Annotated in this window: 13 protein-coding genes; 7 read left to right on the plus strand and 6 right to left on the minus strand. The window is 72.7% G+C overall.

The annotated features are described in order from the left end of the window. Positions 1-35: 35 nt before the first annotated feature. Entirely contained in the window at positions 36-608 is a 573-nt protein-coding gene (locus tag ACY34M_RS39225; RefSeq protein WP_462723327.1) for a hypothetical protein, read from the minus strand. A gap of 163 nt (positions 609-771) precedes the next feature. Next, complete coding sequence (locus ACY34M_RS39230; RefSeq protein WP_462723326.1) at positions 772-1,221, minus strand: cyclic nucleotide-binding domain-containing protein; 450 nt, start codon at positions 1,219-1,221, stop codon at positions 772-774. Between the two features lie 226 nt (positions 1,222-1,447). Between ACY34M_RS39230 and ACY34M_RS39235 the strand changes: the two genes are divergently transcribed. Together ACY34M_RS39235 and ACY34M_RS39240 are read left to right on the plus strand one after the other, a co-directional pair. Continuing rightward, complete coding sequence (locus ACY34M_RS39235; protein WP_462723325.1) at positions 1,448-2,566, plus strand: D-alanyl-D-alanine carboxypeptidase family protein; 1,119 nt, start codon at positions 1,448-1,450, stop codon at positions 2,564-2,566. Further along, the gene (locus ACY34M_RS39240; protein ID WP_462723324.1) at positions 2,566-3,213 is read left to right on the plus strand and encodes a class F sortase; all 648 of its coding nucleotides are present in this window, start codon (positions 2,566-2,568) and stop codon (positions 3,211-3,213) included. Before ACY34M_RS39235 ends, ACY34M_RS39240 begins: the two co-directional genes overlap by 1 nt. A 9-nt stretch (positions 3,214-3,222) precedes the next feature. Here the strand turns inward: ACY34M_RS39240 and ACY34M_RS39245 are convergent, their stop codons facing one another. Continuing rightward, the gene (locus ACY34M_RS39245) at positions 3,223-3,591 is read right to left on the minus strand and encodes an ArsR/SmtB family transcription factor (protein WP_462723323.1); all 369 of its coding nucleotides are present in this window, start codon (positions 3,589-3,591) and stop codon (positions 3,223-3,225) included. Between the two features lie 129 nt (positions 3,592-3,720). On the opposite strand from ACY34M_RS39245, the gene ACY34M_RS39250 reads away from it, so the two are divergent. Together ACY34M_RS39250 and ACY34M_RS39255 are read left to right on the plus strand one after the other, a co-directional pair. Continuing rightward, on the plus strand, positions 3,721-5,064 hold the full coding sequence (locus ACY34M_RS39250) for an MFS transporter (RefSeq protein WP_462723322.1): 1,344 nt from the start codon (positions 3,721-3,723) through the stop codon (positions 5,062-5,064). Between the two features lie 50 nt (positions 5,065-5,114). Beyond that, on the plus strand, positions 5,115-6,278 hold the full coding sequence (locus ACY34M_RS39255) for a PLP-dependent aminotransferase family protein (protein WP_462723321.1): 1,164 nt from the start codon (positions 5,115-5,117) through the stop codon (positions 6,276-6,278). Here the strand turns inward: ACY34M_RS39255 and ACY34M_RS39260 are convergent. Then, positions 6,268-7,599 (minus strand): carboxypeptidase regulatory-like domain-containing protein, encoded by a 1,332-nt coding sequence (locus ACY34M_RS39260; protein ID WP_462723320.1) that lies wholly within the window; start codon positions 7,597-7,599, stop codon positions 6,268-6,270. The two genes, ACY34M_RS39255 and ACY34M_RS39260, sit on opposite strands and share 11 nt — an antisense overlap. A 53-nt stretch (positions 7,600-7,652) precedes the next feature. On the opposite strand from ACY34M_RS39260, the gene ACY34M_RS39265 reads away from it, so the two are divergent. Beyond that, positions 7,653-8,207 carry a TetR/AcrR family transcriptional regulator gene (locus ACY34M_RS39265; RefSeq protein WP_462723319.1) on the plus strand — a complete coding sequence of 185 codons (555 nt, stop codon included), beginning with the start codon at positions 7,653-7,655 and terminating at the stop codon, positions 8,205-8,207. A 228-nt stretch (positions 8,208-8,435) separates the two neighbouring features. On the opposite strand, the gene ACY34M_RS39270 is transcribed toward ACY34M_RS39265, so the two are convergent. Next, entirely contained in the window at positions 8,436-8,777 is a 342-nt protein-coding gene (locus tag ACY34M_RS39270; protein ID WP_462723318.1) for an ANTAR domain-containing protein, read from the minus strand. Positions 8,778-8,910: 133 nt separating this feature from the next. Then, positions 8,911-10,371, minus strand: coding sequence for an MFS transporter (locus tag ACY34M_RS39275; protein ID WP_462723317.1), 1,461 nt, complete (start codon positions 10,369-10,371; stop codon positions 8,911-8,913). Between the two features lie 183 nt (positions 10,372-10,554). Here ACY34M_RS39275 and ACY34M_RS39280 point away from each other — a divergent pair, with 183 nt between their 5' ends. Next, positions 10,555-11,007, plus strand: coding sequence for a MarR family winged helix-turn-helix transcriptional regulator (locus tag ACY34M_RS39280; RefSeq protein ID WP_462723316.1), 453 nt, complete (start codon positions 10,555-10,557; stop codon positions 11,005-11,007). A 122-nt stretch (positions 11,008-11,129) separates the two neighbouring features. After that, positions 11,130-12,032 (plus strand): LLM class F420-dependent oxidoreductase, encoded by a 903-nt coding sequence (locus ACY34M_RS39285; RefSeq protein WP_462723315.1) that lies wholly within the window; start codon positions 11,130-11,132, stop codon positions 12,030-12,032. The last annotated feature ends 5 nt before the right edge of the window (positions 12,033-12,037 follow it).

Raw genomic sequence — 12,037 nt, forward strand, 5'->3', positions numbered from 1 at the left:
GGACATCACCGCACACACCGCCGCGTCCGGGATGGTCACGTCTCCTGGACGCGGCGGCGCGCGTAGTGCCCCGCCGCGACCAGCGCGCCCACGATCAGTACGCCGCCCAGGGCGAGTTGCGTGACGCTCAGCGTGCCGAGCGAGCCGCCGTCACCCGCCTTGACCCCGCCGAGTTCGGTGCCGCCCCGCCCCGACACGGTGAGCGTCTGCCGCACCTCGGTGCCGCTCTCGCAGGTCACGGTGACCGGAAAGGTGCCGCCCCTGGCGCCGGTCGGCACCTTGAACTGACCCGTGACCGAGCCCTCCTGAGTCGCGGTCTGCAACGTGAACCCGCCCGCCCCGAGGCTCTCGGCGTCCCCCGTCGCGGTCTCGTCGTCCCCACACGCGCTCGTACTGGCCGTGACATTCGCCCCCGGCCCCGGATCGGCGGGCACGAGCTCCAGCTTCCCGGACGCGTCGGCCACGGGCGGGCTCTCGGTCCACGCGGTGCCGGTGTCCCAGGCGGGATCGTCGCCCTCGGCGGCCACGGCGGCGGGGCACACGAGGCTCCCGAGGGTGAGTGTCGCCGCGGCGACGGCGGCGGTCGGCCAGGACGCGGTGCGGCCCATGGAGATCCTCTCGGTGGGCCCGGCTGACGGACCACGGTGTGCGGGTACTCGCACACCGATCCCACCGCGCGGGCGCGCCGACCGCCCGTTGGGGCGTCGAGTCGGGTGACACCACCGATTCCGCCCAGCCCCTTGGCGCCTTTTGGCGTACCCCCTTCAGGTCTCAGATCCGCCCGTGCGTCCGATGCGCCTCGACGAGCTTGACCCGCGCCGACTCCAGTCGGTTCGCCATCACCTCGGCCACCCCGTGCAGCACGGCCACGCCCAGCCTCGGCTCGCTCTCGCACAGCGCGCGCACGGTCGCGCCGTCGAACTCGTAGGCCCGCACCGGGCTGAACGCCTCCGCGCCGAAGTCCCATTCGTACGGCTGGAACAGCCACGACCAGCCCAGCAGGTCGCCGGGGCCGAGCGGGTCGATGGGAAGGAGGGTGCGGTCGGAGACGCGGACGTCGAGGGTGACCATTCCGGTCCGGATGATCCAGAACCGGTCCGCCCGGTCGCCCTCCTCGAAGATCCGGGTGTCCTGGGCGAAGGAGACCTCTTTGGCCAGTGGCAGCAACCGGTCCCGGTCGGCGTGCGACAGCCGGTTCAGGAGTCGTGTCTGGGCCGTCATGGCGGACCACCTCCACCGTCGTGTCAATCCAGCGTACGTACGTCACGTTCGCGGCCCGCCCGGCTCGGCGGCGGGGATCACGACCGGCCCCGACCGGGGCGGCCTTCACTCGAACAGCGTATTTCCGGGCTCTGTGGCGCGCACCTCGGGCGGGCGTCCCCCCTGTGCGGCGGCCGTATGGGGTACGTGGAGCGCGGTGGCCCGGCGGCGACCATACGTTTCCGGCATGGCGCCTTTCCTCCGCTTCCGTCCGGGCTTCGGCACGGCACTTCTGACGTGCGGCGTGTGCGCGGCGGTCGCCGCAGGCACCGCCGTCGGCCCCGCCCACGCCGATCCCCCGGTGCCGGCCCCGCCCGCGCCGCCGTCCGTCTCCGCACTGTCGTACGAGGTGATGGACGCGGGCACCGGTGACGTGCTCGCCGCGAGGGCTCCGCACCGCAGGCTGCCGCCCGCGAGCACGCTCAAGACCCTGTTCGCCCTGACCGTGCTGCCGAAGCTGCGCCAGGACGAGGTGCACCGGGCGACGTACCGGGATCTCTCCGACGTCGCCGAGGGAAGCAGCCTCGTGGGAGTCGACGAGGGGAGCCGGTACACGGTCGCCGACCTGTGGCGGGGTGTGTTCCTCAGCTCCGGCAACGACGCCGTGCACACGCTCGCGCACATGAACGGCGGGGTGTCCCGCACCGTCGCGCAGATGCAGGAGACCGCCCGCCGGATCGGCGCCCGCGACACCGAGGTCCGCTCACCCGACGGCTACGACACGCGCGGCCAGTTCTCCTCTGCGCACGATCTGGCGCTGATCGCCAGGGAGGGCCTCAAGAACCACGACTTCCGGCGCTACATGGGCACGAAGTGGGCGCGTTTCCCGGCGGCCGGGGGCAAGGACGCGTTCGGCATCGAGAACACCAACCGGCTGCTCGTGGGCTCGCACGGCGTGAAGCGCTATCCAGGCCTGATCGGCGTCAAGAACGGCTACACGTCCAAGGCCGGCTGCACCCTGGTCTCCGCCGCGACCCACAAGGGCCGCACGGTCCTGGTGAGCGTCATGAACCCGCAGGACGAGGACTTCAACGCGGTGTACGAGGAGAGCCGCGCCCTGCTCGACTGGGGCGCGAAGGCGGGGCCGCTGCACGCGCGGCAGGTGGCCGCGGCCCAGCGCCCCTCGGCTCCGCAGCAGTTGGCCGCGGCCGCACCGGCCGCCGCGCCCGCCACGGGGGCGGAGTCCGACGAAGCGTCGGGCGGGCTCGGCAAGCACCTCGGCGCGGCGGGCGGGCTGCTCGCCCTGGCGTGTGTGCCGTTGTTCCTCGGCAGGCTGCTGCGCCGACGACGGCAGGGCGGACGCTGATGTCCGCTGCGGCGGAGTCCACGCCGTCTGTGCGCAGTCGCCGCCCCACGTGGTCGTTCCTCGCGGCGACGCTGGTCGCGGGGGTCCTCCTGGTGCACCACGGGATCTCAGGCGAGGGGCCTCCGCAGCCCGAGCCGGGCGCCGCGAAGCTCGGCACGCACACGCCGCCCGCCGACCCGTTGCCCGCCGCCGCGCCGCAGCGCATCCGTATCCCGGAGATCGGGGTGAACGCGCCGCTGACCCGCGTCGGCCGGGACGCGCAGGGCTGGCTGGACGCCCCTCCGCCGGACCGGGCGAATCTGGCGGGCTGGTTCCCGGGCGCGGTGACGCCGGGCGAGCGCGGCACTGCGGTCGTCGACGGGCACGTCGACAACGCCGAGGGCCGCGCCGTCTTCTACGGGCTGGGCGCCCTCAAGAAGGGCGAGCACATCGAGATCGACCGGGCCGACGGCAAGACCGCCGTGTTCGAGATCCACGGCATCGACGTCGTCGACAAGAAGCACTTCCCGTCCCGCCGGGTCTACGGCAACACGGGCCTGCCGGAACTCCGTGTCATCACCTGCGGTGGCACGTACAGCAAGGGCACCGGCTACTCGGGCAACGTCGTCCTCTACGGACTGCTCACGTCGGTCCGCGACCGGGCGTGACGCAGGCGCTCAGTCGTGCGGGGCCGCCCCGGTGACCCGGTGGTCCGCATGGCTGAGCGCCTCCGTCACCAGGCGCCGCAGGTGTCCGTCGGTGAGCCGGTAGTGGATGTGCCGCCCCTCGCGGCGCGCCTCGACCAGGCCCGCGAGCCGCAGCTTCGCCAGGTGCTGGCTGACGGCGGTGCGGGAGGCGGAGACGCGCTCGGCGAGCGATCCGACGTCCGACTCCTCCAGGGCGAGCAGCCACAGCACGTGCAGCCGCGTCGGGTCCGACAGCAGGGCGAACACCCTGGTCGCCTCGGCGAGTCGGGCGCCGTCGGGCTCGTGCGGATGCGCGGCGGCCGCGGGAGCCGCGGCGGGGGTCGGATCGCTTGCGGGCATGGCCTCAGCCTAGGGCCCTGGTCGTGAGGCCCTTGCGGGAACGGCGCACATCACCGCAACATACTCGTCATGTGCGCAGGTGCGCACATGACGAGTACCTTGGCGAGACAGCCTTCCGGAGGGGCCCGCATGCTCACGGTTCTGCGCCACCGCACGTATCGCCGGCTGTTCGGCGCGCAGGTCGTCGCCCTCGTCGGCACCGGTCTCGCCACCGTCGCGCTCGGGCTCCTCGCGTACGACATCGCGGGGGCGGACGCGGGCGCCGTGCTCGGAACCGCGCTGGCGATCAAGATGACGGCGTACGTGCTGGTCGCCCCGCTGGTGGGGGCGTTCGCGGAGCGGCTGCCGCGGCGCGCGGTACTGGTGGGCTCGGATCTGCTGCGGGCGGGCGTGGCCCTGACGCTGCCGTTCGTGGACCAGGTCTGGCAGGTCTACGTCCTGGTGTTCCTGCTGCAGTCCGCCTCGGCGGTCTTCACGCCCACCTTCCAGGCGCTGATCCCGGACGTGCTGCCCGACGAACGCGACTACACGCGCGCGTTGTCGCTCGCCCGGCTCGCGTACGACATGGAGAGCCTGTTCAGTCCGGCGCTGGCGGCCGCGCTGCTGTCGGTGGTCTCGTACCACCGGCTGTTCACGGGAACGGTCGTGGGTTTCCTCGCCTCGGCCGCGCTCGTGGTCACGACGGTGCTGCCCGGCCGGGCGCCCGTACTCGCGCGGGCGGGCGGCGTGTTCGCCAGGGCGACGGCCGGCAGCCGCCTCTTCCTCGCACTCCCCCAGCTGCGCGGCCTGCTGGCGCTGAACCTCGCCGTCGCGGCGGCGAGCGCGCTGGTGACCGTGAACTCGGTCGTCTACGTAAGGGACTTCCTGGGTCTGTCGTCGGGCGCGGTGCCGGTGGCGCTCGGTGCGTACGGGGCCGGGTCGATGGCTGTGGCGCTCGTGGTGCCGCGGATCCTCGAACGGGTGGGTGAGCGGGTGGTGATGGTGCGCGGGGCGCTGGCGCTGGGCGCGGTCTTCGCCGGCCTGGGGGCCGTCACGGCGGTGCACTCCGGGAGTTGGCGGGTGCCCGCTCTCCTGGTCCTGTGGGCCGCGTTCGGCGGGGCGTGCTCGATGGTGCTCACGCCGACCGGGCGGCTGGTCCGGCGGGCCGCGCCGGAGCGGGAGCGTACGGCCGCGTTCGCCGCGCAGTTCTCCCTGTCGCACGCGTGCTGGCTGCTCACGTATCCGCTGGCGGGGTGGCTGGGCGCGTGGGCCGGGCTCGGCGCGGCCGTGGGCGGGCTCGGGGTGGTGGCGGTGGCGGCAGGGGTCGCGGCGGCGCGGTTGTGGCCGGTGGGCGCGGACGGACCCCCGGAGGTGGAGCACGAGCACGTGGGGCTCGCCGCGGACCATCCGCATGTGCGCGGTGCGGTACGGGTGGCGGGTGGCTGGCGGCACAGCCACGGCCGGCTCGGCGACACGCTGCACGCGGCCCGCTGAGCCGGTGACCGGGCGCACGCCGTGCGGCGCCGAGCGGGCACGATGCCCCCATGGGACTTCAGGAACAGCAGGCGCGTCACGACGAGACGGAACCGCACGAGCGGTACGGGCTGGCGCGGGTGATCAACGCGCGAGGACCGTTCACGCCGGTCGGTGTCTCGCGCAGCGACGAGCGGATCGGACGCGCGGTCGCCGCGGCGCTCTCCGGCTTCTTCGTCATGGAGGAGCTGCACGACCTCGCGGACCGCACCCTCGCACGCGTCACCGGGGCGGAGGCGGGGACGCTCGTGCACTGCACGTCGTCGGCGATCACCCTGTCGGTCGCGGCCGCGATGACGGGCGAATCGGCGGAGCGGATCGCCACGCTGCCGGACACGGGCGGGCTGCCCGCGCGCGTGGTGCTGCCCGCCGGGCACGCGGTCGACTACGGGCATCCGCTGGTCCAGGACGTCCGACTCGCGGGCGGCACTCCTGTCCTGTCGGGAGCCGACGACTCCTGTTCGCTCGACGAGTTGGAGAAGGATCTCGCCCATCCCGGCACCGCCTGCCTGGTCCTGGTGTCGTCGCGGCTCACGCGCGGGGCGCGGGTGCCACTCGGCGAGGCCGTCGCCGCGGCGCACCGGCGCGGCGTGCCCGCGATCGTCGACGGAGCCGCGCAGGACTTCCGGGTCGGTGAACTCCTGGCCACCGGCGCAGATCTCGTGCTCGTCAGCGGCCAGAAGTATCTCGGCGGCCCGACCGCGGGTCTGGTCCTCGGCCGCGCCGGGGCCGTCCGTGCGGTGCGCGCGCAGGGCAAGGGCATCGGCCGGGCGATGAAGGCGAGCAAGGAGGCGATCGTGGGCACGCTCGCCGCGCTGGAGGCGCGGCAGGAGCTCGACGTGTCCGCGTGGCAGCGGCGCCAGGACGAGAAGGTCGCGCACTTCGCCGCCCGTGCGGGCGCCTTGGCCGGGATCTCCGCGCACGCGGTCGCGGACCCCACCGGGCTGCCGTTCCCCCGCGCGGCGCTGCGGGTCGATCCGGCGCGGGCCGGGCTCGACGCGGCGGCGCTCGCGGACGCGCTCCGCTCCGGCGATCCGCAGATCTGGCTCTACACGGACCGCCAGGACGACGGCGAGCTGGCCCTGGAACTCGTCCCGCTGTCGGACGACGAGATCGAGACCGTCCTGGACCGGCTCGCGCTGGCGCTGTCCGGGGGCCCCGGGCTCAGCGGGTGAGCAGCGCGCCCTCCCGCGCCCCCAGTGCGAAGTCCGCGGTGGCCGCGGCGCCTTGGCGTACGAGGATGCGCTGTGCCTCGGGGTGTCTGCCGGGGGCCGAGGCCACCAGGCTGAGGTGGTCCTCGGGCAGGCCGGCCACCGCGTAGCGGCCCCGGTGGTCGGTGAACGTGGAGACCAGTTGGCGGCCGCGGCCGTCGAGGACGACGACGGCGGCGCCCCGCAGCGGCTCGTGTGCGGCGTCGGTGACCAGTCCGGTCAGAGCGGGGACCGGTTCGCCGAAGTGGTGGCGCTGGGCGGGCAGCGCGGTGGGCACGGGGGTCTCGGCGGCGGGGTCGTCGACCGGGGGCGCCCCGTCCTCGGAGCCGCGCCGGTGCCGCGCGTGGTCGAGGCCGAGCAGGGCCAGTCCGGCCGCGAGCCAGCCGCACAGGACGAGCACCGGCTCGAGCACCCCGGCGCCGTCGAAGTACAGCACTCCGCGCAGCGCGTCGACGGCGTTGGCGAGCGGCATCACCGCGTGCACGCCCTGGAAGAACCCCGGCAGCAGCGGGGCGGGCACCGCTCCCCCGCTGGTCGGGATCGACATCACGATGAACAGCGTCATGCCGACCGCGGGCAGGAACTGCCGGGTGAAGGGTGCGAGCCCGGAGGTGACGGTGGCGACCGCCGTGGTGAGGAGGAAGGCGATACCGAGGACCGCCGGGTGGGCGTCGAAGTAGCCGAGCCCGGCCCCTGCCCCGTACCCGACGAGGCTGAAGACGGCGGCGACGGCCGCGATGGCGAGGAGTTTGCGGCGCCGGTCGAGGGCGACGGCCCGCAGCAGGGTCGTGGCGAGGATGTACGCCGGGATGTTCCAGCCGATGGCGAAGTAGAGCACGGTCGAGCCGAGCAGGTCCTTCCGCGCGGTCGGCGCGACGTCGTGGACGGTCGGGTCGCCCCCGGTGAGCCCGCCGAAGGCGCTGGTGAGGTTCTGTTCCAGGGAGGCGCCGTTGCCCTTGGCGACGTAGAGCACGGGCCGGTTCCCGGTGACGTATCCGGCGGAGGCGTCCCGGTCGAGGACCGCCTGGCGTGCCTCGCGGGCGGTGTCCACGGGGGTGATGTCGAAGCCGTCGGGGTACCGCGCGCGCAGTTCGTCCTGCACCCCTGCCGCCGAACCGGCCACGGCCACCTCGACGTGGTGCGGCTTCGGGGCGTGCAGCGCCGGGGCGAAGAAGCACAGGATGCCGAGGAAGAGGACGGCGGGGAACCAGGCCGCCTCGGCGAACGCCTTGAGCGCGGCGGCGCGCGGCCGTGGGTTGTTGTACCGGTCGGAACAGGAATCCATGATGAATGGACGATACATGTACCGTCCGGTACGTTCAAAGGGTGCCCCGTACCGTGAACACCGAGAAACGCGCCGAGCTGCTCGGCCAGGTGGTGGAGTACGTGCAGCGCCACGGCCTCGCACACCTGTCGCTCACCCCCCTCGCCGAGGAGATCGGCACGACGAAGCGGATGCTGCTGTACTACTTCGGCAGCCGCGAGACCCTCATCGCCCGCGCCATCGCCGCGAGCCGGCCCGACGCCCACGCGCTGTTCGATCGGGTCGGGGACGTCGAGGCGCTGCGCCGCTCGGCCGACGCGCTGTGGCAGGCGATCACGGTGGGCGAGCAGGCCGGCCCGATCCGGATGCTGCTCCAGTTGCTCAGCCTGGCCGCGACCGATCCGGAGCAGTACGGCGAACTGGCCCGCGAGGCCGTCGCCTTCATGGTCGACCCCATCGCGGACGCGTATGTCCGCCTGGGCCATCCGGGGCCCGCGGCCCGCGAGCGCGCGACGCTCCTCGTGTCCGGGCTGCGTGGACTCTGCCAGGACCGGCTCGTGACGGGCGACGCCGCCCGCACCGACGCGGCGGCCCGACGTCTCGTCGACGCGGCGGTGGAGACCGCCTGACGGAACCGGCCGACAGACCCGGTCGACGGGCCCGGCCGAGGGATTCAGGTGACCAGAACCGCCAGCGGAAGTGAAGATTCCGACATGTTTGCGTTAGTAAGGCCGCCAGCGTGTTACTCCGACGGTGGAGCGGTCAATGCTGGCCGTGGCGGGTTCGGCAGTGAGCCCGCCCCCGCTCCTCGGCGGGAGCCCGCGCGGCAGAAGCCGGGGAGCGGGGTCACTGTGCGGCTACTGCGCGACTCCCCTGCTCTCCGCCCCGCTCCGCAGGGCGAGCTGCCGCTCCAGCTCGCCGCGGATCACGGGATCGAGTTCGCGGGTGCGAGGCCAGTCGATCAACTGCCGGGCGATCAGCCGGAGCCTGGTGTTGGTGCGCATGGAGGTCTCGCGCAGCACGTCCCAGGCCTCGGCCGGCGAGACGGCGCCCACCGCGATGACGACACCGATGGCCTGGTCGACCTCGGCGTGCGAGGTCACGGCCTCTTTCAACTGTTCGACCCGCACCTGAAGTTCCGCATACCCTTCCGCACTCTCACGGGCAGCGGCCGCTGCGCGCCGACGAGCCGGGAGCATCACGGTGCACCTCCAAGTGCCTTCCCTGGCAAAGGAACCCGAGTGAGCCTCTCCCACTCTTGCCCGGCTTCGCGCGCACCAAGCGTGCAAACGTGTATGCAGATGGCAGTTGCCCGAGAACGCCTCGAAAAGCTCAGGCGCGCGCCGGGGCCTGGTCGCCCCCGGTCGGTGCGTCGGCGGTCTCGTTCGCACCCGCGTCGGCCTTGCGCAGGGCCGGGATCAGAGTCGCGACCGCCGCGGACACCAGGGCGACACCGCAGCCGATCATCAGGCCGGTGCGGAATCCGTCCTCGGAGGCGAAGGAGTGGCCGCCCATGGTGACGGTCATCTGCGCGAGAACCACACCGATCACGGCGGAGCCGATCGTGGTGCCGAGCGAGCGCATCAGGGTGTTGAAGCCGTTGGCGGCGGCCGTCTCGGAGACCGGCACCGAGCTCATGATGAGCGCGGGCATGGAGCCGTAGGCGAGGGCGACACCGCTGTTGATCACGATTCCGGCGAGCATGATGCCCCAGGCCGTCCCCATGAGGGGCAGCGCGGCCCCGTATCCGACGGCGATCACGAGGGCGCCACAGATCAGCGCGAACTTCGGGCCGCGGGCGTTGATGAGCTTTCCGCCGAGCGGCGAGATGAGCATCATCATGACGCCGCCGGGCGCCAGCCACAGACCGGCGGCCAGCATCGACTGCCCCAAACCGAACCCGGTGGCCTCGGGGAACTGCAGGACCTGCGGGGCGATCAGCATGAACGAGTACATGCCGACGCCGACGAGGATCGAGGCCGCGTTGGTGAACAGCACACGGGGGCGGGCGGTGGTCCGCAGGTCGATCAGCGGCTCACGGGTGCGCAGTTCGTAGAAGCCCCACACCAGCAGTGCGACGAGCGCGACGGCGAAGAGGGCAAGGGTGGTGCCCGAGGCCCAGCCCCAGTCGGCGCCCTTGGAGATCGCGAGGAGCAGGGAGACCAGTCCGACGGCGAGCCCGACCGCTCCGGGGGCGTCGAAGCGCTGGCCCTTCGCGGCGGCCGGGACGTCCGGCACGATCAGGAAGATCATGGTGCCGATGACGAGGGCGAGCGCGGCGGAACCCCAGAACAGCACACGCCAGTTCGCGTACTGGGCGACCGCGGCGGCGATCGGCAGGCCTATCGCGCCACCGATGCCCATGGAGGCGCTGACCAGCGCGATGGACCCGCTGAGCTTCTCGGTGGGCACGACGTCGCGCAGCAGCGCGATGCCGAGCGGCACCATGCCCATGCCCATGCCCTGAAGGCCGCGCCCGATGATCATGGGGACGACGGTCGACGAGAGGGCGCACACCACCGAGCCGACGAACAGTGGCACGGCGCAGATGAGCATCATGCGGCGCTTGCCGACCAGGTCGCCGAGGCGGCCCGAGACGGGCACACAGACACCCGACACGAGCAGGGTGACGGTGACCACCCAGGCCGCGTTCGAGGACGACGTGTCCAGGATCCGCGGCAGTTCGGCGATGAGCGGGGTCACCAGCGTCTGCATGATCGCGGCGACGGTACCGGCGAGCGCGAGGGTGGCGACGACGGCGCCAGCCCGGCCGCTCGACTGGGGCGCATCCATGAAGGACTCCTCAATCTCTTCAGCGTGTGCAACGATGTGCATCATACACACGATGTGCATCATGCATACTTCATGCGTAGTGCACATACCTGACGGCGTGACACGCGAGCGGGAGAGGAGCCCGGACGGGGCGCATGGCCCGCGGCGCCCTGCGATACGGTCGACCTGGGAGGACGCACGTACATGGACAAGCCATCGCACCTGGTCGAGTTCGAGCACATGGTGCTCGGCCGGCATCAGCTCGGCAGCGAGAAGCGGCGCCGCGAGGCCGCACGCATGGAGCGCAGCGCGTACATTCTGCTGAGCCGGATCCGGGTCCAGGGGCCGATGTCGATCGGGCAGCTCAGCGAGGCCCTGATGCTCGACGCGTCCACGCTCAACCGGCAGACGGCGAGCGCGGTGCGGGCCGGCCTCCTGGAGCGGATCCCCGACCCCGACGGTGGGATGGCGCGCAAGTTCCGGCTCACCGAGGAGGGCGAGCAGCGCCTCGACCACGAGCGCACGACCCACATCCAGGAGCTGGACAAGGTCTTCGAGGACTGGCCCGCGGAGGACGTGGAGACCTTCGCCCAGTATCTGCAGCGCTTCAACACCAGCATCGAGCGGCTCAGCGGTCAGCCCTGGCCGCGCACCTGATCCACCGGCGCGGACCATCGAGGCTCTTGCCTTTTTCGGCGCGCACGGATACGCCCCTGGGCAGGCCCGCAGTCCGGGCCGTACGGACGACAGTTCCGCACAGAACCGGAGGATGCGTGACGATGCGATTCCTGTTTCACTACCCGGAGGCGCACGGGCCGGACGCCGACCTGCTGGACGCCGGTCCACTGACCGAAGTGGCCCGCGCCGCCGAGGAGTTCGGATTCTCCGGAATCTCCTTCAGTGAGCATCCGGCACCCGGTGCGCGGTGGCTGAACCACGGCGGGCACCAGACGCTCGACCCCTTCGTGGCGCTCTCCCACGCCGCCGCCGTGACCCGTCGGCTGCGGCTGCTCACCTACCTGGCCGTCGCCCCGTACCGCAATCCGCTGCTGCTGGCGAAGCAGGCGGCCTCGCTGGACCGGCTCTCCGGCGGACGGCTGACCCTGGGCCTCGGCGCCGGCTACCTCAAGAGTGAATTCCACGCCCTGGGCGTCGACTTCGAGGAGCGGAACGCGCTCTTCGAGGAGGTGCTCGACGTGCTGCCGCTGCACTGGAGCGGCGAACCGTTCGCTTACGAGGGCCGGCACTTCAGCGTCCGCGACGCACAGGCCCTGCCGCGGCCGGCGCAGCGGCCGATTCCGGTGTGGATCGGCGGCAACTCACGGCTGAGCCGGCGCCGGGTCGCCGAGCGGGCGCAGGGCTGGATGCCGATGTCCGGCGGCGCCGAACTGAGCTCCACCGCCCGCACCCCGACGCTCGGCCCGCTGTCCGAACTGGCCGGTGCGATCACGGAGGTTCGGGATGCCACTGTCGCCGCGGGCCGCGGTGACAGTGTCGACGTCCTGCACTCCTACCGCGACGAAGGGCTCGCGGAGCCGACCCTGGAAGCGGACCGGCACCGGGAGGAGTTCACCGCGCTGGAGAAGGCCGGTGTGACGTGGACGGCCGTGTCGTGCCCGAACCGGTCGGCGGCGGCGACGCTGGAGTTCCTGGAGGCGTTCGGGACGACGTACGCGCGCTGAGCAGG

The organism is Streptomyces sp. EDA2-14 (assembly GCF_054963755.1).